The 24,708-nt window shown below is 31.0% G+C and carries 21 protein-coding genes; 17 read left to right on the forward strand and 4 right to left on the reverse strand.

Features of this window, described 5'->3' with window-relative positions; genetic code table 11:
- The first annotated feature begins 21 nt into the window (after window positions 1-21).
- From BMUR_RS13580 to BMUR_RS15115, 4 genes are all read left to right on the forward strand, one after another.
- Window positions 22-1,044, forward strand: coding sequence for a sugar kinase (locus tag BMUR_RS13580; protein WP_013115116.1), 1,023 nt, complete (start codon window positions 22-24; stop codon window positions 1,042-1,044).
- Between the two features lie 73 nt (window positions 1,045-1,117).
- Complete coding sequence (locus BMUR_RS13585) at window positions 1,118-2,074, forward strand: ROK family protein (RefSeq protein WP_013115117.1); 957 nt, start codon at window positions 1,118-1,120, stop codon at window positions 2,072-2,074.
- A 305-nt stretch (window positions 2,075-2,379) separates the two neighbouring features.
- Window positions 2,380-2,868, forward strand: a complete 489-nt coding sequence (locus tag BMUR_RS15110; protein WP_013115118.1) for a hypothetical protein — start codon at window positions 2,380-2,382, stop codon at window positions 2,866-2,868.
- Window positions 2,858-3,409: a hypothetical protein gene (locus tag BMUR_RS15115; RefSeq protein WP_013115119.1), complete on the forward strand. Its 552-nt coding sequence runs from the start codon at window positions 2,858-2,860 to the stop codon at window positions 3,407-3,409. The genes BMUR_RS15110 and BMUR_RS15115 overlap by 11 nt, the downstream gene beginning before the upstream one ends.
- A gap of 64 nt (window positions 3,410-3,473) precedes the next feature.
- Here the strand turns inward: BMUR_RS15115 and clpB are convergent, their stop codons facing one another.
- Complete coding sequence (gene clpB / locus BMUR_RS13595) at window positions 3,474-6,053, reverse strand: ATP-dependent chaperone ClpB (RefSeq protein ID WP_013115120.1); 2,580 nt, start codon at window positions 6,051-6,053, stop codon at window positions 3,474-3,476.
- A 726-nt stretch (window positions 6,054-6,779) separates the two neighbouring features.
- On the opposite strand from clpB, the gene BMUR_RS13600 reads away from it, so the two are divergent.
- The 11 genes from BMUR_RS13600 to BMUR_RS13660 all read left to right on the forward strand — a co-directional run bounded on the left by BMUR_RS13600 (window position 6,780) and on the right by BMUR_RS13660 (window position 20,067).
- Window positions 6,780-7,508, forward strand: coding sequence for a gamma-glutamyl-gamma-aminobutyrate hydrolase family protein (locus BMUR_RS13600; RefSeq protein WP_013115121.1), 729 nt, complete (start codon window positions 6,780-6,782; stop codon window positions 7,506-7,508).
- Between the two features lie 21 nt (window positions 7,509-7,529).
- The gene (locus BMUR_RS13605; RefSeq protein WP_013115122.1) at window positions 7,530-8,813 is read left to right on the forward strand and encodes an APC family permease; all 1,284 of its coding nucleotides are present in this window, start codon (window positions 7,530-7,532) and stop codon (window positions 8,811-8,813) included.
- 178 nt (window positions 8,814-8,991) lie between these two features.
- The gene (locus BMUR_RS13610) at window positions 8,992-9,387 is read left to right on the forward strand and encodes a GrdX family protein (RefSeq protein ID WP_013115123.1); all 396 of its coding nucleotides are present in this window, start codon (window positions 8,992-8,994) and stop codon (window positions 9,385-9,387) included.
- 23 nt (window positions 9,388-9,410) lie between these two features.
- Window positions 9,411-10,370 (forward strand): NAD(P)/FAD-dependent oxidoreductase, encoded by a 960-nt coding sequence (locus BMUR_RS13615; RefSeq protein WP_013115124.1) that lies wholly within the window; start codon window positions 9,411-9,413, stop codon window positions 10,368-10,370.
- Between the two features lie 338 nt (window positions 10,371-10,708).
- Window positions 10,709-11,995, forward strand: coding sequence for a glycine/sarcosine/betaine reductase component B subunit (locus tag BMUR_RS13620; RefSeq protein ID WP_013115125.1), 1,287 nt, complete (start codon window positions 10,709-10,711; stop codon window positions 11,993-11,995).
- A gap of 55 nt (window positions 11,996-12,050) precedes the next feature.
- Window positions 12,051-12,524 carry a glycine/sarcosine/betaine reductase complex selenoprotein A gene (gene grdA, locus BMUR_RS13630; RefSeq protein WP_083771119.1) on the forward strand — a complete coding sequence of 158 codons (474 nt, stop codon included), beginning with the start codon at window positions 12,051-12,053 and terminating at the stop codon, window positions 12,522-12,524.
- Between the two features lie 152 nt (window positions 12,525-12,676).
- Entirely contained in the window at window positions 12,677-13,975 is a 1,299-nt protein-coding gene (grdB, locus tag BMUR_RS13635) for a glycine reductase complex selenoprotein B (protein WP_083771120.1), read from the forward strand.
- Between the two features lie 155 nt (window positions 13,976-14,130).
- Window positions 14,131-15,717 (forward strand): glycine/sarcosine/betaine reductase complex component C subunit beta, encoded by a 1,587-nt coding sequence (gene grdC, locus BMUR_RS13645; protein WP_013115130.1) that lies wholly within the window; start codon window positions 14,131-14,133, stop codon window positions 15,715-15,717.
- 11 nt (window positions 15,718-15,728) lie between these two features.
- Window positions 15,729-16,904, forward strand: coding sequence for a glycine/sarcosine/betaine reductase complex component C subunit alpha (gene grdD, locus BMUR_RS13650; RefSeq protein WP_013115131.1), 1,176 nt, complete (start codon window positions 15,729-15,731; stop codon window positions 16,902-16,904).
- Between the two features lie 151 nt (window positions 16,905-17,055).
- The gene (locus BMUR_RS13655; RefSeq protein WP_013115132.1) at window positions 17,056-18,456 is read left to right on the forward strand and encodes an alanine/glycine:cation symporter family protein; all 1,401 of its coding nucleotides are present in this window, start codon (window positions 17,056-17,058) and stop codon (window positions 18,454-18,456) included.
- 201 nt (window positions 18,457-18,657) lie between these two features.
- Window positions 18,658-20,067, forward strand: coding sequence for an alanine/glycine:cation symporter family protein (locus BMUR_RS13660; protein WP_013115133.1), 1,410 nt, complete (start codon window positions 18,658-18,660; stop codon window positions 20,065-20,067).
- Between the two features lie 68 nt (window positions 20,068-20,135).
- Here the strand turns inward: BMUR_RS13660 and BMUR_RS13665 are convergent, their stop codons facing one another.
- Window positions 20,136-20,498 (reverse strand): methionine-R-sulfoxide reductase, encoded by a 363-nt coding sequence (locus BMUR_RS13665; RefSeq protein ID WP_013115134.1) that lies wholly within the window; start codon window positions 20,496-20,498, stop codon window positions 20,136-20,138.
- A gap of 40 nt (window positions 20,499-20,538) precedes the next feature.
- Complete coding sequence (locus tag BMUR_RS13670; protein ID WP_013115135.1) at window positions 20,539-21,111, reverse strand: GNAT family N-acetyltransferase; 573 nt, start codon at window positions 21,109-21,111, stop codon at window positions 20,539-20,541.
- A 350-nt stretch (window positions 21,112-21,461) separates the two neighbouring features.
- Here BMUR_RS13670 and rpsB point away from each other — a divergent pair, with 350 nt between their 5' ends.
- Both rpsB and tsf read left to right on the forward strand, forming a co-directional pair.
- Window positions 21,462-22,277, forward strand: a complete 816-nt coding sequence (gene rpsB, locus BMUR_RS13675) for a 30S ribosomal protein S2 (protein WP_013115136.1) — start codon at window positions 21,462-21,464, stop codon at window positions 22,275-22,277.
- 44 nt (window positions 22,278-22,321) lie between these two features.
- The gene (gene tsf, locus BMUR_RS13680; protein WP_013115137.1) at window positions 22,322-23,176 is read left to right on the forward strand and encodes a translation elongation factor Ts; all 855 of its coding nucleotides are present in this window, start codon (window positions 22,322-22,324) and stop codon (window positions 23,174-23,176) included.
- Between the two features lie 166 nt (window positions 23,177-23,342).
- Here the strand turns inward: tsf and BMUR_RS13685 are convergent, their stop codons facing one another.
- Complete coding sequence (locus BMUR_RS13685; RefSeq protein WP_013115138.1) at window positions 23,343-24,704, reverse strand: tetratricopeptide repeat protein; 1,362 nt, start codon at window positions 24,702-24,704, stop codon at window positions 23,343-23,345.
- Window positions 24,705-24,708 lie beyond the last annotated feature (4 nt).

Consider the following 24,708-nt stretch of genomic DNA (forward strand, 5'->3'; position numbering starts at 1 on the left):
TGATTAATTAAAGGATTTTTTATGGCTTCAGTTATAACATTCGGGGAAATAATGCTAAGGCTTTCACCTCCTTCCAATTTAAGATTTGTTCAGGCTGATTCTTATGAGGCAAGATTTGGAGGGGGAGAGGCTAATGTATCTTTTGCTTTATCAAATTTTGGAGTTGATACTTCATTTGTAACTAAACTTCCTAAAAATGATATTTCTCAGGCTTGTATTAATGAATTAAGACGTTATGGTGTTGATGTGTCAAACATAGTTTTTGGCGGGGATAGAATAGGCATATATTTTTTGGAGAAAGGTGCTAGTCAGAGAGGTTCTAAAGTTATATATGACAGGGCTAATTCTTCAATATCAAAATGTACTAAAGATGATTTTGATTGGGATAAAATCTTTGAAAATGCAAAATGGTTTCACATTACAGGAATCACGCCTGCACTTGGAAAAAACGTTGCTGAAGTTTGTATTGAAGCTTGTAAAAAGGCTAAAGAAAAAAATTTAACTGTAAGTTTGGATTTGAATTTCAGGAAGAAATTATGGACATCAAAAGAGGCTAATGAGACTATGAGTAAATTAATGCCTTACACTGATATATGCATAGCTAATGAAGAGGATGCTGAAAAAGTATTTGGCATAAAGGCAAAAGACAGTAACATAATAGAAGGCAAACTCTCTCATGAAGGCTATAAAGAAGTAGCTAAAGAAATAGCAGATAGATTTAATATAAAAAAAGTTGGTATAACTTTAAGAGGCTCAATTTCTGCTAGTGAGAATCTATGGTCTTGTATGCTTTATAATGGCAGTGAATATTTTTTCTCAAAAGAGTATCTTATAAAAATAGTAGATAGGGTAGGAGGCGGAGATAGTTTTGCTGCTGGTCTTATATACTCATTTTTAAATGATAAAGATGATAGAGAAGCACTTGAGTTTGCAGCGGCTTCAAGCTGTTTAAAACATTCTATAGAGGGTGATTTTAATGTTGTAACTGTTGATGAAGTTATGACAGTTTATAATGGAGATGCTTCAGGACGCATACAGAGATAATTTTAATTTATTGTTGACAATTCGTATTATTGTACTAAAATAGTATAATAAATATAAATTAGGAGTATTAAACATGAAAGATGTTGTTATAGCTATAGATATAGGCGGCACTTCTATGAAAGGTGCTATTATAGAAGAAAACGGAAATATTTTATATAAAGATAATTTTGATGTTGACCCTAAACATACTACAGAAGAGCATAAAAAAGTTATTTCTGAGTTTGTAGAAAAATTAAAAAGTAATATTCCTAATAATTATAAAGCGGTAGGATTGGGTATAGATTGTCCCGGAGTGATGAACAGAGAAACTCTTCATATGGGAGGAGCGGAAAATATACCCGGACTTAAAGGATTAAAGTTTTCAGACATAGGAGATAGATTTAACCTACCTACAAAAACAGCTAATGACGCTAGTATGGCTGCTTTAGGAGAGGCTAAATATGGAAGCGGTAAAGAAAAGGCTTATCAGTCCGTGATGTTTGTTACACTTGGAACAGGTGTCGGAGGCGGATTTGTACTTAATGGACAGTTATTCACAGGTTCTTTAGGCGGAGCTGGAGAGATTGGTCATGTATTTGTAGTTCCAGATGGTGATAAATGCAACTGCGGTTCAAGCGGCTGTATAGAGCGTTATGCTTCTGCTACTGGTTTTATTGCTATGGCTAAGCAAAAGATTCATAAAGGCGTTATTCCTACTTCACTTACTTATGAAGAGTTAGATAAAGGTAAGGCTAAGGCTTTATTTGATGCTGCCAAAAAAGGCGATGAACTTGCTAAAGAAACTATTGCAGAATGTTCTTATTATTTGGGTATGTCTATAGCACAGGCTTTGAATATGCTTGATTTGGATTTGGTACTTATAGGCGGAGGGCTTTGTAAGGATTTTGATATGATGATAGAGCATATTAAAAGAGGTGTAAGAAATTATGGACTTAGAATGATGGTTAATAATGTTGAAATAAAACCTGCTTCTTTGGGTAATGATGCGGGTGTTTTGGGATGTGCCGCTTTATTTTTCAGAAATAATTAAATTTTGAGTAAAAATATTTTAAAATAAATTAAGGCTTACTAATTATCATATATTAGTAAGCCTTTTATTAAATAATTAAAATAAATTATATTATTAGTATAGTTGACTTATATGATTTTTGTATTATAATATTACAATGATGTATTCTGATTATATAATAAAGACAAGACAAGACAAGACAAGACAAGACAAGACAAGACAAGACAAGACAAGACAAGACAAGACAAGACAAGACAAGACAAGACAAGACAAGACAAGACAAGTAAAATATTTAAAATTTTTTCTATCTTTATTGGAGCTTAAATATGTATAAAGATAGAAAGATTTATTTATGTGCATTTGCTAATTTGGATTTATATCCTTCAGTTTTGAGATTAAAAAAACAAGCAGAAAGTTTTAATATATTTGATGAAATTTTGATATATAATGAATATAATTTACCTTATGATGAAAAATTTGAAACTTTACTTCGTAATAAATTAGTTCCTAGCAGAGGATTCGGATATTGGTGTTGGAAACCATTTGTTGTATTAAAAACACTAGAATCTATGAATGATAATGATATTTTATTATATGCAGATATAGGTTGTCACTTGAATATAGAAGGAATGAATAGGTTTTTAGAGTATTTGGATATAGTTATTGATAATGGAAGTTTATGTTTTGAATTGCCATATCTTGAAAAAGAATGGACAAAGTCTGATTTATTTAATTATTTTAATGTTATTAACGATAAAAACATAACAGATACTTTTCAAAGAGCAGCAACATCATTTTTTTTTATTGAGAAATGATATTAATATTAAATTTGTAAATAAATGGATTCAAGTTTATTATGATGATTTTTCTTTATCTGATGATACCCCTTCAAAAATAGCAAATGCTGATATATTTAGAGAACATAGACATGACCAGAGTATTTTTTCTATACTATCTAAAATATATAATTTCTATACTATTTCTTATAAAGAATTTGAAGTTAATGATAAAAAATTTCCTATTAATGCATTGAGAGATAAAAAAAATATATATAATTTTATTGCTTCAGATGCATGTAATATTTTTATTGATAAATTAGTTTGGTATATTCCAATAAAAAAAAACAGAGATAATATTAGGTATAATTTAAAAATATATGCTGTTCATTCAGTAAAAAAATATTTAGGTATTAAAGAAGATAATGATATAGTTATAACTAATGTTAATATAATGAATAGTTTTTTGAAACATATAATTGATAAGAAAATAATAAAATATATAAAAATTAATAAAAAAGAAATAAATTCTATTATAGATTATATGAATCAATATCAAAAAGTTATTAATAGATTATAATAATATTAAGGCTTACTAATTATATATTATTAGTAAGCCTTTTATTAAATTAAATAATTAAAAGTTATTTTTCAAATACTAAACTATCTCCTGATTTTTTTACTTTTATAGCATCTCCTTCTAAATATTTGCCTGCTAACATTTCTTTAGCTAAAGGATTTTCTATATAGTTTTGTATAGCTCTTTTCAATGGTCTTGCTCCAAATTGAGGATCATAACCAATATCAGCAATATAATCTATAGCTTCATCGCTTACATCTAAAGTTATTCTTCTGTCTTTAAGTCTGTTAGCAACTCTTGCTATTTGATTTCTTACTATCTCAGCAATATATTTTTTGTCAAGTCTAGTAAATGTTATTATCTCATCTATTCTGTTTAAGAACTCTGGTCTAAATGACATTTTAAGTAGTTCCTGAATTTTTTCTTTTATATCTTTTATATCATTAGCTTCAAGAATCAAATCAGAACCCAAATTACTAGTCATTATTATAATAGTATTTTTAAAATCTACTATTCTGCCTTGTCCGTCTGTAAGCCTTCCGTCATCTAATACCTGAAGAAGTACATTAAATACATCTGGGTGAGCTTTTTCTATTTCATCAAAAAGTATAACAGAATAAGGTCTTCTTCTTACAGCCTCTGTTAATTGTCCGCCTTCATCATAACCAACATATCCCGGAGGAGCTCCTATAAGTCTAGTAACTGAGAATTTCTCCATATACTCACTCATATCTATTCTTGTCAAAGCATGTTCATCACTAAATAAGAAGTCAGCAAGAGTTTTAGCAAGCTCAGTTTTACCAACTCCAGTAGGTCCTATGAATAAGAAACTTCCAAGAGGTTTATTTTCATCAGAAAGTCCAGCTCTATTTCTTCTAATAGCATCAGCAACAGAAGTTATAGCCTCATCTTGTCCTACAACTCTCTTATGTAATACTTCTTCAAGCTGTAAATATTTTTGTTTTTCACTAGCAAGCATTTTACTTACAGGTATTCCAGTCCATACTGATATAACTCTCGCTATATCATCTTCAGAAATCTCTTCTCTTAATAGTCTTTTTTTATCAGAGTTTTTAGCATCTTCCATTGCTTTAGAAGCCTCATCAAGTTTTTTCTGAAGTTCTGGAATTTTACCGTATTTTATTTCGGCAGCTTTTGCTAAATTTCCTTCTCTTGTATATTGAGTTTCTTTTATATTAAGCTCTTCAAGTTCTTCTTTTAATTTTCTAGTCTCTTCAATTCTTCCTTTTTCATTATCCCATTGAAGTTTCATTGCATTACGCTCTTCAGAAAGTTCGGATAATTCTTTTTCTAGTTTTTCTAATCTTTCTTTAGAAGCAGGGTCATTTTCTTTTGAAAGAGCTTGTTTTTCTATATTAAGCTGTAATATTTTTCTCTCCAATTTATCAAGTTCAGTAGGCTGACTGTCTATTTCTATTTTTAATTGGCTTGCAGCTTCATCTACCAAGTCAATAGCTTTGTCTGGCAGGTATCTGTTAGTTATATATCTGTTTGACAATACAGCAGCAGCAACTAATGCATCATCTTTTATTCTTACACCATGATGAACTTCGTATTTATCTTTTAATCCTCTTAATATTGAAATAGTATCTTCAACGCTAGGCTCTTTACAATAAACTTGCTGGAATCTTCTTTCAAGTGCTTTATCTTTTTCTATATATTTTCTATATTCATCTAAAGTAGTAGCACCTATTGCTCTTAATTCACCTCTTGCCAATGCAGGTTTTAATAAATTAGAAGCGTCCATTGCTCCTTCAGTGGCACCTGCTCCTACTAAAGTATGAAGCTCATCTATAAATAATATTATGTTACCTTCAGATTTTTCTATTTCAGTAATAACAGCTTTTAATCTCTCTTCAAACTCGCCTCTGAATTTAGCACCAGCTACTAATGCTCCCAAATCCAAAGCTAATAATCTTTTGTTTTTAAGTCCTTCAGGTACGTCTTGAGAAACTATTCTCCTAGCAAGCCCTTCAACAATAGCCGTTTTACCAACACCCGGCTCACCTATAAGTACAGGATTATTTTTTGTTCTTCTTGATAATACCTGCATAACACGTCTTATTTCTTCATCACGTCCTATAACAGGGTCTATTTTTCCTTCTTTGGCCAATTCTGTCAAATCACGGCAGTATTTATCAAGTGCCTGCATTTTTGCTTCTGGGTCTTGACTATTAACTCTCTGTCCGTTTCTTAATGCTTTTAATGCACTCAAAACTTCTTTTTTAGATATTCCGCTTTTTCTTAGCATGTCTCCTGCTTTATTGTCAGCTTCAACGAGTGCTAAGAATATATGTTCTGTAGATACATACTGATCTTTTAAAGCATTGGCTTCTTTTTCTGCTTTCGCTAAAATTTTACCAGCATTAGATGATAAATGTAATTGAACATTTTCTCCTGTTACTTTTACATTTTCATCAACTAGTTTTTGAGTTTTATCTATTAATGTATTTATAGGAACACCTATTCTTTCTACTAAAGGCTGAATAAGTCCGTCCTCTTGTTTTAATAATGCTAGAAGTAAATGTTCACTTTTTATTTCATTATGATCTTCGCCGTTAGCTATATTTGCAGCTTCATTTATAGCTTCTTGGGCTTTTATTGTATATTTATTATAATCCATATTCTAATTAATAGACGGCTTTTTTAATACCGCCTTACTCCTTTAAGTTTAATTAAATAATTTGTTTTTAGCATTTAACTGCTATGTTTATATGTATGCAAGAAATGTGCCAAATAAATACTGCACTATGTATTGTTTTTATGCTATTTATTTTACTTTTATATATTCAATTTTGTATTAAAATAAATATGATTGTATAAATTTGATATATGTAAAAATCTATTACTGTATATAAATAATACATTTTTTATTTGTTTTATTTAAGTATTAAACTTGTTTTAATACCTATTTTATAATTATATTATTTTAATATAGATAGTTTTTTATGTATTTGTTTTTTTGTCTTTATAAATAATTAAAATAATTCTTAAACAATACATTATATACTTGCTATATTATTAATTTAATACTTTTATATAATAATGGCATATCTTTTATATTAATATCATAATTTCCTTTATATGATTAGTGTATATATGTATCTGATATTTTTATATTATTTTATAATAAAAATATTTTGTGATATATAATTCATTTTTTAGTATATTATAATTGTTTATTTATAGTAATATTGTTAAAAGTAATACTTTATACTAATTGTAAGTAAATATATTTTACCTATAAAATCATAAAAAATAAACAAAAAAGTATTATTTATGTTCTTATTACTTGAATATGAATAATATATTTATTATAATTAAACTATATCAAAATATTGGAGTTAATATGAAACCTATAATAGGAATAAGCGGAAGTATTTTAAGTAATGATAATGACGGGGTATTTTCTGGATACGAAAGGGCTTATGTTAATGATGATTATGTTCTTTCTGTGTCTAAAGCAGGCGGAGTTCCTTATATTGTACCTATGATAGACAATGATGAGGATATAAAGGAGCAGGTATTGCATGTTGATGGGGTTTTGTTATCTGGTGGATATGATGTTGATCCTATTTACTGGGGTGAAGAAATTCATTCCAAATTAGGCAGAATATTTCCAAGAAGAGATAATCATGAATTAAAGATAGTCAAATATGCTTTAGAAATGAAGAAACCTATACTCGGTATATGCAGAGGTTGTCAGATTATTAATGTTGCTTTCGGTGGAAGTTTGTATCAGGATTTATCACTTATAGATAATTGCTATATAAAACATTCCCAAAGTGCCAAACCTTATGAAGCTACACATAGTATGACAACTAAAGAAGGAAGCATTATCAGAGAGATAGCAGGTGAGAGTGTAAGAGTTAATTCTTTTCACCATTTAGCTATCAAAGATTTGGGTAAAGGATTAATTGCCACAGGATATTCTAAAGACGGTATAGTTGAAAGCATAGAATATATGGAAGATGGTAATTTTGTGTTTGGTGTGCAGTTTCACCCGGAAATGATGCATGCCCATTATGATTTTGCTTTAGATATTTTTAAGAAGTTAGTTTCAAAGTGTAAGAAATAGTGTTAATAAAGGAGTTTTTATATGTCATCAAATAAATTAGGATTATTTAGTATAGTATTATTAGGTATAAATGCAATAGTAGGTACTGGTATATTTCTGCTTCCAAATCAGGCATATGCTGAAGTTGGAGTAACTAGTATAGGTGTAATAGTTTTTGATGCTTTTTTGGTTATCAGTATAGCATTATGTTTTGCTGAAATGGGAGGAATGTATAAGAATAATGGAGGTCCTTATCTTTATGCTAAAGATGCATTCGGAGATTTTGTAGGTTTTGAAGTTGGTATAATGAAATGGGCTATAAGTATAATTGCTTGGGCAGCTATGGCTATGGGTTTTCCTACCGCTTTAGGTGCTGTTTGGGCTCCTGCACAAAATCCAGCAGTTCAAAAGATTATAGCTATAACTATACTTGTGCTTCTTGGTATAATGAATATAATGGGAGTAAAAATATCCAAAATAATGAATAATATAGTAACTACTGGTAAATTAATACCTTTAATATTATTTGTTACTGTAGGTATTTTCTTTATAAAAGGCGAAAACTTTGTTAATCCGGTTTCTGAAAGCGGAGAGGTATTATTAAAAGGTACTTTTGGAAGTGCGGCACTACTTATATTTTATGCTTTTACAGGTTTTGAATCAATAGGTGTTGCGGCAGGAGATATGGATAATGCCAAAAAGAATGTTCCATTAGCTATATGTATAGTTTTAATATTGGTAGCTATAATATATATACTTATACAGGTAAATAGTATAGGTATATTAGGAGCTTCTCTTGCTACAACAAGTACTCCAGTTGCAACAGCAGCAGAGAAGTTTTTAGGAAAATGGGCTGGTGCTATGGTAACAGCAGGTACTTTAATATCTATAGGGGGTATAAATATAGCTTCTTCATTTTTGACTCCTCGTGCTGGCGTTGCTATGTCAGATGAACATCAGCTTCCAAGTATAATTTCAAAAAGAAATTCAAAAGATGTTCCATATGTAGCAGTAATAATATCAGTAGTATTGACAGCTTTAGTAACATTAACAGGAAGTTTTACTACATTAGCAGCTATAAGTGTAGTATCACGTTTTGCTCAATATATACCTACATGTTTGGCAGTTCCAGTGATGAGAAAGAAAGCACCCGATATGGAAAGAGGATTTGTACTTCCTTTTGGTCCGGTTATACCAATAATTGCTACGGTTGTTAGTTTGTGGTTATTATCTCAGTCAGATTTGAAGAAGATAATATTTGGTTTGGGCGGTTTGGTTATAGGAGCTGTAGTATACTTTATAATGAAAATATCAAATAAAAAATAATAAAAAATGTACTTTTTACGGTATATAATATTGTTTTTAAGAACTGAAAAACAGTTATATACCGTAATATTATATATAGTAATATATTGTTTTATTTTAATATTTTTTAAATAAAATTAAATATTGTTTAAATAATATCTTGACAAATATTTAAAATAATATAACATAAGTATGTAATATGAACGCAAATATCAATAAAAAAAATATTTTAATAACAAATAATCCTAAATTTAAAGAGGTAAATAGTCATAATATAGAGATAATTTATTTTCCTGATTTAGATTTTATGGGTATACTCTATAAGGCTAGAGATTATATACATTTATATTATAAACTCTTAACTCACCCAATAGTGAGCAGTATAAAGCCTTATGAGACTCCGTATAAAAGTATAGCTCTTTCTAATAATAATGGAGAACTTGATTTGGAGTCATTGGAGCTTATAGAGAATTCTATAGCATTGACCAATAATTTTTTGGATAAGCCTAGAAGAAAACTTACTGAAACTATAGATGAGGATTTCAAGTTAATAGATTACAAACTTGTTTCGGGAGCCATAGAAAGTATTTTATAGTATGAATTTTAAGGAGATTATAGATGAGCAATTTGTATGATTGTATTATAATAGGCGGTGGTCCGTCTGGTTTGGCTGCTGGTATATATTCTGCTAGAGCTAGATTAAAAACTGTTCTTTTTGAAAAAGGAAGTTTCGGGGGGCAGATTAGTATAACTGATGAAATAGCTAACTATCCGGGTTTTTATGAAGCGTCAGAAGAAGGAAGACACCCAAAAAATCTTATAAATAAAATGATAGAGCAGGCTAAAACATTTGGTGCTGAAATAGAACATAAAGAAGTTACAGATGTTAAGTTGGATGGAAAGATTAAGGAAGTAACATTATCTGACGGAACTGTTTATCAGTCTAAGGTAGTTATAATAGCTACAGGTGCTCAGCCTAGAAAATTGGGCTGTAAAGGCGAGTTGGAATATACAGGTAAAGGAGTTTCTTACTGTGCTACATGCGATGCTAACTTTTTTGAAGGTATGGAAGTATTCTGTATAGGAGGAGGCGATACAGCGGTAGAAGAAGCTATGTATTTGTCTAAATTTGCTAGAAAAGTAACTCTTATAGTGAGAAAGGATTATGTACGCTGTGCTAATTCTATAGAAGAAAAAGCTAAAGCAAATCCAAAAATAGAAATAAAATTTAGAACAGAACTTTTAGAACTTAAAGGCGATGGAATAGTTGAATCTGCTATATTCTTAAACAATGAAACAGGCGAAAAATATGAATATAAAGCAGATGAAGAAGATGGAACATTCGGAGTATTTATTTTTGTAGGTTATGTTCCTTTGACAAAATTGTTTGAAGGTAAAGTAGCTATGCAGGACGGATATATTCTCACAGATGAAGAGATGAAAACAAATGTTGAAGGTGTATTTGCCTGCGGAGATTTAAGACCAAAAATGCTTAAACAAGTTATTACTGCTGCTGCAGACGGAGCAATAGCTGGTATTTCAGCAAACAAATACATAGAAGAAAAATTTGCTGAATAATTTTTTTTGAATAGTGAAAAAGTATTGACAATAATACAAAAAATGTTATATATTATATAGTATAAATAAAAATATTAAAAAGGATATATGTTGATGAAATTTAGTATCTGAGTGAATAATTTATCTTGCGGTGCAATGAATAATATGTTTTATAATTCCTTGGCTGAATTATATGATTTGCAGACAGTAAATTTCTCAGGGATTAAAGTTTATGTATATCGATTATTGTGTAATTATAAGAGCGGAATACATGTTTTTTAATATGTTTCTGCTCTTTTTTGTTGATATAATTTAATTTATATAAATTATATAAAAATAAAAACTATAAAGGAGACTATATGAAGTTAGAGATAGGCGAGATTTATATTAAAGATATAAAGCTTGACAAAATTTCAAAAGTCGAGAATGGCGTACTCTATGTAAACGCAGATGAGGTTACAAAGATTGTACTTGAAGACGATAAGTTGAAAAGTGTAAAAATTGATGTGGCTCGTCCTGGAGAATCTGTACGTATTACTCCAGTAAAAGACGTAATTGAACCTAGAGTAAAAGTTGACGGCAGAGGCGGTATATTTCCGGGTATGATATCTAAAGTAGATACAGTTGGAGAAGGTAAAACTCATGTTTTAAAAGGTGCTGCTGTAGTTACTTGCGGTAAAATAGTAGGTTTCCAAGAAGGTATCATAGATATGACTGGACCTGGAGCTGATTATACACCATTCTCAAAACTTAATAATCTATGTCTTGTTATAGAGCCGGTAGAGCCTATAGAAAAACATGATTATGAAGCAGCAGTAAGAGGAGCTGGTTTAAGAGTAGCTACTTATTTAGGAAAATTGGCTAAAGATTTAAAACCTGATAATACTTACAGCTATGAAACTAAACCTATATTTGAACAAGCAGCAATGTATCCTAACTTACCAAAAGTAGGCTATATATATATGCTTCAAACTCAAGGTTTATTGCATGATACTTATGTTTATGGTGTAGATGCTAAGAAAATAGTTCCGACATTCATTTATCCAACAGAAGTAATGGACGGTGCTATAGTAAGCGGTAACTGTGTATCAGCTTGTGATAAAAATACTACTTATCACCACTTAAATAACCCAGTAATTAAAGCTTTATATGAAAAACATGGTAAAGATATTAACTTTATGGGTGTTATAATAACAAATGAAAATGTATTTTTAGCAGATAAAATGCGTTCATCAGATTGGTCATCAAAATTGGCTAAATACTTCGGATTAGATGCAGTAATCATCTCAGAAGAAGGATTCGGCAACCCAGATGCTGACTTAATAATGAACTGTAAAAAAGCAGAAGCATTTGGTATAAAAACATGTATCATAACAGATGAGTATGCTGGAAGAGACGGAGCTTCACAGTCTTTAGCAGATTCTGATGTATCAGCAAATGCAGTAGTAACAGCAGGTAATGCTAATGTAGTTATTAACTTGCCAAAAATGGATAAAGTAATAGGTATGTTAGACTTTACAGATAAAATAGCAGGCGGATTTGACGGATCATTAAAAGCAGATGGTTCTATTGAGGCAGAATTACAAGTTATTACTGGTGCTACAAACGAATTAGGTTTTAATAAATTTAGTGCTACAGGACTATAAGTTTTTGTAATGCTGATTTTTTAAAATATAAACAAAATTTTTTAGGAGGAAAGCCATGAGTATTTTAAATGGTAAAAAAGTAATTATCATTGGCGATAGAGACGGCATTCCTGGAGAAGCTATCAAAGCATGCGTTGAAACAGTACAAGACGCAGAAGTTTTGTTTGCTGCTACGGAGTGTTTTGTTTGAACAGCCGCAGGAGCGATGGATTTAGAGAATCAAAAGAGAATTAAAGAATTTGCAGAAAAATTTGGAGGAGAAAATATAGTAGTATTATTTGGTGCAGCAGAAGCAGAAGCAAGCGGTTTGGCAGCTGAAACAGTAATGTTAGGCGATCCTACATACGCAGGAGCTTTGGCTAATGTTGCTTTACATTTAGATGCCTATCATGCTGTAGAACCAGAATTCAAAGAAGCAGTAGATCCTGCTGTTTATGATGAACAGGTTGGTATGGCAGAAATGACATTAAATGTAGATGAAATCATCGCAGAAATGAAAAGAATGCGTGAAGAAAATAAAAACTCATAATACACTATATAAACTTATAAATTTTTGATAAAAAATAAATTCTCTAAAAAATAAAAATCCATTGTAATTAAAAACCAGTTTGGTTTTTTAAAAAATCGGCAGCCTTATATTTAATATTTGGTTGCCTTATATTAAAAAATTAGGAGGCTTAAATGCCAGAATATAAAATAGTTCATTATATCAATCAGTTCTTCGCTAATATCGGCGGAGAGGAAAAGGCTGATATAGCTCCGGAGAAAAGAGACGGAGTTGTAGGTCCTGGTGCCGGATTACAAGGCGAGTTTAAAAAACTAGGTATTGATGCACAAATAGTAGGTACTGTTATATGCGGTGACTCTTACTTTAACGAAAACCTAGATAAAGCTAAAGCTGAAGTTTTAGATATGATAAAAAGCTTCAGTCCAGATTTGGTTATAGCAGGTCCTGCTTTCAATGCCGGACGTTATGGTACAGCTTGCGGTACTGTTGCCAAAATGGTACAAGATGAGCTTAAAATCCCAGCTATTACTGGTATGTATATTGAAAATCCAGGTGCAGATATGTTTAAGAAAGATGTTTATATCGTTTCTACTAAAGATTCTGCCGCAGGTATGAGAAATGCTTTGCCAGTTATAGCTAAATTAGCTTCTAAACTTCTTAAAAAAGAAGAACTAGGAACTCCGGAAGCAGAAGGTTATATACCAAGAGGAATACGTAAAGTATTATTCAGAGAAAAAAGCGGTGCTGAAAGAGCTGTTGACATGCTTATACAAAAAATTAAAGGTGAAGCATTTACTACAGAATATCCAATGCCGGACTTTGACAGAGTAACTCCGGGCGAAGCTATTAAAGATATCACTAAAGCTAAAATAGCATTGGTAACAAGCGGAGGTATAGTGCCTTCAGGAAACCCAGACCATATAGAATCTTCTTCAGCTTCTAAATACGGCAGATACTCTATAGATGATATGGGAGAAACTGCTCACGGAGGTTATGACCCTACTTATGCTAACCAAGACCCTAACAGAGTATTACCTGTCGATGTATTAAAAGATTTACAAAAAGAAGGTAAAATAGGAGAGCTTTATCCTTATTACTATACTACTACTGGTAATGGTACTTCAGTAAAAAGTTCTAAAGCATTTGCAACTGAATTTGCTCAGACTTTAGTCAAAGATGGAGTTCAAGCTGTTATATTAACATCAACCTGAGGAACTTGTACTCGTTGCGGTGCAACGATGGTTAAAGCAATAGAAGCTACTGGAATACCTGTAGTCCATATTTGTACTATTGTTCCTATATCTTTAACAGTTGGTGCTAACAGAATAGTTCCGGCAGTTGCTATACCTCACCCTCTAGGCAATCCTAATTTGTCTAAAGAAGATGAGAAAAAATTAAGACGTACATTAGTTGAAAGAGCATTGAAAGCTTTAACAACTCCTGTAGATACACAAACAGTTTTTGAAGATTAATTTGAAAATTGAGAATATTTATATATACTATTATATATAAATAAAAAATAATTTATTAAATAAAAATAAAGGGGGAGTACAAATATTTAACTATACTTGTATGTCCCCCATTATTTCATTTGTATAAATAAAAATAAATATTGGAGATTAAAAAGATGAGTTATGCTGTATTAAAAGCTGCTGCTTATGCTATAGTACATGCACCTGATATGGTGGTTAATAATGGTACTACGCAGACAGTTGAAAGAGAAGTTAATCCTGATTCGGACTATTTGAAAAAACTTAAAGAACATCTCAGACCTTTTGAAGATGTTGTAAATTATGCTCCTAACCAAACTTATATTGGTAATCTTCACCCTGAAGAATTAAAAAAACTTGCATCTCAGGTTTCTGATGAAGTTAAAAAAGCTGGAGGAAGCTGGATAGGTGTGCCTTGTAAAGGTGAAAGAAACGGTAAATTCGGTGAAATTTTTGCTGAAGATGAATTCATTTTTATGATGAAAATATCTGATGTATTTGAATTGGTATATTTGGAAGCTGAATTTGAGAAAAAAATGAGAGATGCTTATATTGCTTCGGAATCTAAATATAAAACAGAAGAAGAAATTAAAAAAGATTTAGCTCAGGTAAAATGTGAGACTAAAATCGATGAAATAGAAAGATTAATAAAAGAGGAACATGCTGAAGGTTTATATTTCAATGAAAAATTAGTAGGCTGTATTAAAAGAGCACATGATGTTGATATTAACTTAAGTGCACATGTTATTTTTGAAAACTTAGCAGTTAAAGCTTCTGGTATTATGGCTTTAAAAGAACTTATCAGAAAGAAAAACATTGATCCTAAAACAATTGATTTGGTTATAGAATGTTCTGAAGAGGCTTGCGGCGATATGAACCAAAGAGGAGGCGGTAACTTCGCTAAAAGTATAGCTGAAATTGCTGGAATACCTAATGCTACAGGTTTTGATATTAGAGGATTCTGTGCTGCTCCTTCACATGCTTTGGTAACTGCTGCTTCTTTAGTTAAAGCTGGTTCTTATAAAAATGTAGTAATAGTTGCAGGCGGTGCTACTGCTAAATTGGGTATGAATGGTAAAAGCCATGTAACTAAAAATCTTCCTATCATCGAAGATATATTAGGTGCTTTTGCTGTACTTATCAGTGAGAATGACGGAGTACACCCTATAATAAGAACAGATGTACTTGGAAGACATACTGTTGCTACTGGTTCTGCTCCTCAGGCAGTTATGACATCTTTGATAGTAAATCCGCTAGAAAAAGCAAACTTAAAAGTTACAGATATAGATAAATATACCGTAGAAATGCAGAACCCTGATGTAACTAAACCTGCAGGTGCTGGTGATGTTCCAGAGGCTAATTATAAAATGATAGCAGCTATTGGTGTTAAGAAAGGCGACTTAGAAAGAAGCCAAATAGCTGAATTTGTTGATAAAAATGGTATGTCTGGCTGGGCTCCAACTCAAGGTCATATACCATCTGGAGTACCTTATTTGGGTTATGCTATTGAAGACATTATGGCTGGTAAAATTAATCGTGTAATGCTTATAGGTAAAGGTTCATTATTTTTAGGAAGAATGACTAATCTTTTTGACGGTATATCTGTTATTATCGAAAAAAACAGCGGTGATAAAGGTACAAGCGAAGGTGTTTCAAAAGAAGAAGTTAATAAACTTATTGCTAATGCTATGAGAGATTTCGCTAAAAGTATGTTAGGTGAGTAAGGAGGTATTAGATGAGTGATGCTTCTAATTCAGCTATAAAATCTATGATAGGTGAAACCTTCCTTTCACTTGCTAATGCTTTAGAAACAGGACAATTCGGAAAAAAAGTACGTGTTGGTATTACAAATAGAGGTTCTGAGCATGGGGCAGAGGCTGTATCTCTTGGCGGCGTTATAGCTATGAACAGAAACAAAAATGTTGAAGTTGTTTTAATTGGTGAGAAAAATTCTACTGGACTTCAAACAATAGAAACTGACTGCGATGAGAAGGCTCATAAAATAATGGAAGAAATGCTCTCTAAAGGAGAATTAGATGCTTGTGTTACTATGCATTATCCTTTCCCTATAGGAGTATCTACTGTAGGAAGAGTTATATCTCAGGCTAATGGAAAAGAAACATATATAGCTACTACTACAGGAACTTCTGCTACTGTTAGAGATCAGGCTATGTTTAAAAATGCTATTTACGGAATAATAACAGCAAAAGCATGCGGTATTAAAGAACCAACAGTTGGTATACTTAATATTGATTCTGCACGTACTGTAGAGAGAGCTTTGAAAGAATTGGCTTCTAATGGATATAATATAAAATTCGGAGCTTCTAACCGTGCTGACGGCGGTGCAGTTTTAAGAGGAAATGATCTTATAACTGGTGCTGTTGATGTTGTTGTATGTGATTCTCTTACTGGAAACATACTTATAAAAATGTTCTCATCATTTAATAGCGGCGGAAGTTATGAGGCTATAGGATATGGTTATGGTCCGGGTATAGGATTTGGATTTAAAACTCCTATATTCATTATTTCTAGAGCTTCTGGTTCTAATGTTATTGCTGGTGCTATTGAATATGCCTATCAATGTATAAGCGGTAATTTAATAGATGTTATGAATAAAGAAGAAGAAGAAGTAAAAAAATATGGTTTTGATTCTATTTTAGATAGTTTAAAACCTAAAGCAAACGCTTCTTCTGGCAGTGAAAAGTCTAAACCTTCTATAGCTAAAGAAGTTGTAACTGCACAAATTGCTGGTGTTGAAGTTATGGACTTGGATGCAGCTGTAGATTTGGTTATGGAAAATGGTATATATGCTGAGTCTGGTATGGGATGTACTGGACCTATCATATTAGTGAGTGATAAGAATAAAGAAAATGCAGAGAATATTTTGAGAAAAGGCGGATTTATATCTTAGGTTAAGATTATCCCAAGCGAAGACTAACTATAATAATAGTAACTTTTTTTACTAGATTTTGTAAATTATGGAAACATTAGATATAAAAAATAATATCTAGTGTTTCCATTTTTTATATTCATTAAAAATATTAAAATCATAGGAGTTTATTATGGAAGTTATATCAAACATAGTAGCTAAAGTAAACAGTATTTTATGGGATTATTTGCTAATAATTCTGCTATGCGGAACAGGTATTTACTTTACTATTAGACTTAAGTTCGTTCAAATACTTAAGTTTAAAGATGGTTGGAATAGAACTTTCGGAGGTCTTTCTTTAAAAGGTAAGGCAGCGGACAAAGAGGGTATGAGTTCTTTCCAATCTTTAGCAACAGCAATAGCCGCTCAAGTAGGTACTGGTAATTTAGCAGGTGCAGCAACAGCTTTGATAGCTGGAGGACCAGGTGCTATTTTTTGGATGTGGATGTCTGCATTCTTTGGTATGGCAACAATATTTGTTGAGGCGTCTTTGGGTCAGAAATACAAAACTACAACAGAAGATGGACATGTTATAGGAGGACCTGCTTACTATATACGTGCTGCTTATAAAGGAGCTTTCGGTAAATTTTTAGCTGGTTTATTTGCTGTATTTATTATACTAGCTTTAGGATTTATGGGAAATATGGTTCAGTCTAATTCTATAAGCGGTGCTTTTGTTAATGCTTTTCCTAGTGTTAAACCTATTTATGTTGGTATAGTATGTGCTGTAATTGCTGCATTTATATTTATTGGCGGATTAAAAAGAATAGCATCATTTACAGAAAAAATAGTTCCTATAATGGCTTTATTCTATATTATAGGTTCTGTAATTATTGTAATAATGAATATTAAGAATCTTCCTAGTTCTATAGCTTTAATATTTACAGGTGCTTTCAATCCTCAGGCTGTTATAGGAGGCGGATTAGGTATAGGAATTCAGCAGGCTATGCGTTTTGGTGTTGCAAGAGGTTTATTTTCTAATGAAGCTGGTATGGGTTCTACTCCTCATGCACATGCTTTGGCTAAAGTTAAACATCCTTGCGAACAGGGTGTTGTTGCTATGATAGGTGTATTCTTTGATACATTTGTAGTTGTAACTTTAACTGCTTTAGTAATACTTACTTCCAATATATTACAAACTCAAATATATCCTTTAACTTCTGCTGCTGATATACCTGAAATATTGAAAGGAGTAGGTTTGCCTCAGGAAGCATTCAGAATGGGATTTGGATTCTTTGGAGTAGTTTTTGTTGCTGTATGTTTGTTCTTCTTTGCTTTCACTACAATAGTAGGCTGGTATTTCTTTGGAGAGCAAAATATTAAATATCTATTTGGTGTAAAAGCTACTAAAGTATATGCTGTATTAGTAGTAGCATTTGTACTTTTAGGTTCAGCATTAAAAGTTGATTTAGTATGGTCTTTAGCAGATACTTTCAATGGGTTAATGGTTATACCAAACCTTTTGGGACTTTTGGCTTTAGGCGGAGTTGCTTCTGCTTTATTCAAAGAATATAATAATTTTAATAAAAAATAATAAATATAATTTCTCATTAATTCAAAAAATTATACTTTATTAATTTTAAGGTGTCTGACATGTTTTTATCTTGTCAGACACTTTAAATCTAATTTTACATTCTATTATTTTTTACTAATAATGTTATTAGTAATATTTTTTATCTTAATTTATTTATAAATGTAAGAAAGGATATTTTTTGCATTTATTATAGGAGAGTTGATGTACATTATTGAACAATTAGTCTCGAGAATTAATTCATTTTTATGGGACTATACACTACTTATATTTTTATGCGGTACAGGTTTATATTTTACTATACGTTTAAGATTTATACAAATAAGAGAGTTTAAAGACAGTTTCAAATCTACATTTGGTTCAGTATCATTGAAAGGAAATGCAGCTGATGAACATGGCATGAGTTCTTTTCAATCATTGGCAACTTCAATAGCAGCTCAGGTTGGTACTGGAAATTTGGCTGGTGCAGCAACAGCTTTGGTGGCAGGAGGACCGGGTGCTATATTTTGGATGTGGGTATCTGCTTTTTTGGGAATGGCTACAATATTTGCTGAAGCTACTTTGGCTCAGAAGTTTAAAACATATAAAGATGGCTATGTTATAGGAGGACCTGCATATTATATACAGGCTGCTTATAAAGGAACTTTAGGTAAAGTAATATCAGTTGTATTTGCTGTACTTATTATTTTTGCTTTAGGGATAATGGGAAATATGGTGCAGTCTAATTCTATATCATCAGCATTTTCAAATTCTTTTCCTGTTAATACAAAAGTTATAGGTGTAATTGCAGCAGTACTTTCTGGATTTATATTTTTGGGCGGAGTAAAAAGAATAGCTTCTTTTACAGAAAAAATAGTTCCTATAATGGCTATATCTTATTTAGTTGGTGCTATTGTATTAATAATGCTTAATATAACAAAAGTTCCGCATGCGTTTTACATGATATTTGTATCGGCATTTAATCCTCAGGCTGTTATTGGCGGATCATTAGGTATAGGAATTCAGCAGGCTATGCGTTTTGGTATAGCTAGAGGATTATTTTCTAATGAAGCAGGTATGGGTTCTACTCCGCATGCCCACGCTATTGCAAAAGTGGATCATCCTTGCGAACAGGGTGTTGTTGCTATGATGGGAGTATTTTTTACTTTTATAGTATTAACATTAACCGCTTTGGTTATATTAACTTCTGGAATATTAGAAGAACAAATTTATCATTTGAGTTCTCCAAGTTTAATACCAGAAACTTTAAAAGGAATAGGATTAGCTCAGAAAGCTTTTGAAATGAAATTCGGACATATTGGAGTAATATTTATAGCTTTATGTCTGCTATTTTTTGCTTTTTCTACAATTATTGCTTGGTATTTTTTTGGAGAGCAGAATATAAAATATTTATTTGGACAAAAAGCTGCTAAAGTATATGCATTAGTAGTTGTTGTATTTATATTTATAGGTTCTACACTTAAAGTAGATTTAGTATGGGCTTTAGCAGATTGTTTTAATGGATTAATGGTTATACCAAATCTTCTTGGTATATTGGCATTAAGTCCTTTAGTTTCATCGCTTGCAAAAGATTATAAAAAGTTTAAAAAAGAAAAAGAAAGTAAAAATAAATAATTTATAAGTTATTTGATATTATATAAGAGGGCTTATATTTTGCTGTAAGTCCTCTTTTATGTATCAAACTATTTTTTAGGTTTAAATATTAATGATATAGAATTTACACAATGTCTTGTATTTTTTTCAGTAAAATGTTCTCCCTGAAATACATGACCTAAATGTCCGCCGCAATTACTGCAGGTTATCTCTATTCTGTAGCCGTCTTCATCTAATGATCTTCTTACAGAACCTTTTATCTCATCATCAAAACTAGGCCAGCCGCAATGTGATTTGAATTTATCTTCTGAACGGTATAATTCTGCACCGCATTGTTTGCAGCAGTATACTCCTTCTTCAAAAAAGTCATTATATTTTCCTGTAAACGGATATTCTGTGCCTTTAAAAATTATTACATTTTTTTCTTCTTCTGTTAGCTCTCTTTTTTCCATAGTATATTTTACCTCTTTTTTTATATTTGCTGTATTTAAATTATAAGAAATTATTGATAATAGCTGTTAATTTTTCATTTTCAATATCTTTTATATTTATAATATCTTTAGGTTTATCAAGACTTTTAGAAATCTCTTTTTCAAATAGTCCTACATTGTACCAATTATTATTTTTGTATCCTACATTATGATAAGTACCTATAAGATTAAATCCTAAAGAATAATGAAGTTTTTCGCTTTTTTCATTAGGCAGTGTAACTTTTGAATATATATTTCTTATTCCCTGATATTTTAAAATATCTATAATTATATAGCATAATTTTTTACCTATGCCTTTAGAAGTGCTGGAATTATCTATATATACTGAAAGCTCAGTATTCCAATTATACGCTTCTCTTTCCATAAACTTATTGGCATAAGCATATCCTATTATTTTACCGCTTTCATCTTCGCATAATAAGTACGGATATTTTTTAGTTATATTTTCTATTCTTTTTTTGAACTCTTCTTCAGTTGGAAGTTTGTATTCAAAAGTAATAGGCATGTCAATATACTGAGAGTATATTTTAAGTATTGGTAAAGTGTCTTCTACATTAGCTAATCTTATTTTCATTTTTATTTCTTTTTTAATTTATTTTAAGTTATTATATACTGCAATTATATTTTTTGGAATATCAGTTAATTCTTAATTACAAAAGATTTACTCATAAAATCATTGACTTTTTTTTATACTATGATATTATATATAAGACCGATTATATTGGTAAACTTTTCCGTAATAGCAAAACGCTCTTAAATTATTATTAAATATTTTTTATAATAATTAAAAAAGACGTTGTTACTTTAATTTTAAGTAATCAAAGCATTATGATTTTTAATAATACTAATGTTTTTTAATAATGTATGAAATTTATGGATAGGGTGCCGTAGTCGGTACTCTATTTTATTTTAAAGGATATGATTATGTCATTACCAGTTATGAAAGACCTTTTAGAGGCAGGCGTACATTTCGGACACCCAACTAGAAAATGGGATCCTAGAATGAAACCATTTATTTTCCAAGAGAGAAATGATATCTATATCATCGACCTTATGAAAACTTTGACTTACGTTAAAAAAGCATATGATGCAGTTAAAGAAATGGCTAGAAACGGCGGAAATGTTCTTTTTGTAGGAACTAAAAAACAAGCTTCACAAAGCATAAAAGAAGCTGCTGAAAAATGCGATATGTACTATGTTAATAACAGATGGCTTGGCGGTATGCTTACAAACTTTGCTACTATCAAAAAAAGTATTGCCAGACTTAAAAGAATAGAAAAAGAAGAAGTTGACGGTACATTTGATAAACTTCCTAAAAAAGAGGTTATTTTACTTCTTAAAGAAAAAGAAAGATTAGAAAAGAACTTTGCTGGTATTAAAGATATGGAAAACTTACCAGATATGCTTTTTGTAATAGATCCTATGCAGGAAGCTATTGCTGTAAGCGAAGCTAGAAAATTAGGAATACCTGTAGTTGCTGTAGTAGATACTAACTGTAACCCAGAAGTTATTGATCACCCAATACCAGGTAATGATGATGCTATCAGAGCTATAAGTTTATTTGCTGGCGTTGTTGCTTCTGCTGTTATAGAAGGACAAAATGAAGCAGGTAAAGAAACATTGGCTAAACATGATTCTTCAAGTGAGGTACCAGAAGAAGAAGTTTATGACAATAGTGCTACTGAAGCTGCTGAAGCTATTGCTGAACAATACGGTGTTTCTCAAGAAGATGATGAGTAATTAAACTAAAAACAATAAAATTAAATATATAAGGATAATTTTCAATGGCAAATATTAATATGGATATTATTAAGGAGCTTAGAGAACGTACAGGCGTAGGTATTATGGACTGTAAAAAAGCTCTTCAAGAGACTGACGGTGATATGGATAAGGCTATTCGCCTTCTTAAAGAAAAAGGTGCTGCTGTCGCTGCTAAAAAAAATGAGCGTACAGTTAAAGAAGGTTCTATAGGCTTTTGTGTTAATGATGATAAAAATAAACTTGCATGCATAGAACTTCAATGCGAAACTGATTTCGTTGCTAAAAATGAATTATTCATCAATTTAGCTAAAGAAATTGCTAATACTGCTATGGGATTTGATGATGTGTCAGTAGATTCTCTTTTGAATGCTAAGGTAGCTAATGGCGACACTATTCAAGGTATGATAAATGAGGGTATACAAAAATGGGGAGAAAAAACAGTACTTGCAGAAGCTAAAGTTATGAAAACTGACGGTTTCTTTGGTACTTATTGCCACTTCAATAATAAACTTGTTGCTATAGTAGAATTTGATGTTAAACCAAAAGGAAAATGTCAGGAAATAGCAGATCAAATAGCTATGCATGTTGCTAGTGAAAAGCCTTTAGCTTTAAATAGAGAAGGAATAGATCCTAATGCTGTTAAAGAGCAGAAAGAAATATTTGAAAAACAAGTTAGAGATGCTGGCAAACCAGAAAACATGATAGAAAAAATAGTTGATGGTAAAATGAGTGCTTGGTATTCTGAAAGTGTTCTTATAGACCAAAAATTATTTACTGACAATAAAATCTCTATTAAAAGTTTAATAGATGAAATCTCTAAAGAAGCGGGTTCTGAAGCATCTATCAAAAATTTTGTAATTGTTTCATTAGGTTTATAATTAAATAATTACTTAAAAATAAAATATAAGCGGATTACTATTTTTTTATAGCAGTCCGCTTTTTTATTATCATATTATAATGCATATAAAAATAAAGGCTATGACTTATAAAAAATCACAGCCTTTTATTAAATAAAAGAGTATAAATATAAATGAGTTAATCTTACTAGTCGCTGAATGATATTACACCTTCAATAATAGCTTCAAATCTGTCTGGTTCAATAATCATTACGGTATCATCTACTTTCAAATTAGGTGCAAAATCTCCTATACTTATTAAGAAAGAGTGAGCACTTTTGTACTGTCTAGCATATTCCATAAACTGATCTACTGTTTCCTGACGCATAGGATATCCGGAAGTATCTAAAGCAAATGTACTTTTGTACGACTGACCTTCAGAACCAAATTTCTTAATAGTAACAAAGAATACCAAAGTATCAGATTTTTTAGTATGATCTGTAACTACGTATCCGTTTAATGTTAATATTCTGTAGAAATATTTTTCCAAATATTCTATAATATCCATTTCCAAGGCGGTTCTGAATGCATTGTTTGCTATGATAGAACTGTATGTTTTTAATTTTTGGTCTACGTCTAAGTATATATTTCTTACTGATTTAATTATTTCCCATTGTTTAACAGCAGCTTCAAACTGTTTGTTTTTTACCAAAGTTTCAGCATATCTGTATCTTTCATCAACAACTTTTTCATTAGGTATATTTTCTTTAGTAAGTACTTGTCCATAATATTCTCTTGCTTTTGTATAGTTTCCAAGCTCATAGTATGAGTTAGCAAGGTTTAAAGATATTGCATCTTTATCAGATACTTCATTACTTTCATATGCTATTTCTAGTTCTTTAATAGCATTTTGGAAATCTCTGCTTGAAGATAATATTTCACCTAATAATAAGTGGTATGAAGGGTTAGTACCATCTAATGCAATAGCTTTTTCTATTTGCTGCTGAGCTGCATGGTAAGAACGTATTTTATAAAAACATTCAGCAAGCATATACAATAACTGCGGATTGCTGTCATTCTGAGCTGCAGCTGAAGAAAGATATTTTTGAGCCTGTACCCATTCTCCATATTGATAACAAACAGAACCAGCTTTGAATAAAGAGTCATAATCATTATCTCTTATTTTTGTAATCATATCATATTCATCTATAGCTTTCTTTGTATTTCCTGTTTGTTCGTATATTCTAGCTAAAAATTCTCTTACAGTTAATTCGCTTAATTCTTTAGTAAAATATGCTCCGTCTATCATATTTTGTAATGCTGCCATAGCAAGTATGTACTGCTGCTGTTTATAATACATATTAGCCGTCATCCATAATATATTGGCATCTTTTTTATATTTAGGATCTAGAGTATTAATTTCTCTCATGGCTACATCATAATTTTGTTCATTGTAGGCCTGAACTATTTTTTTTAGTTTGATAGGGTATGAGCCGCTTTTAATAACGTACTGAGTGGCAAAACCTAATAAAACAATTAAAACTAATATTACGATTAATGAAGCTTCCACGATT

The organism is Brachyspira murdochii DSM 12563, from assembly GCF_000092845.1.
Lineage (GTDB): Bacteria > Spirochaetota > Brachyspiria > Brachyspirales > Brachyspiraceae > Brachyspira > Brachyspira murdochii.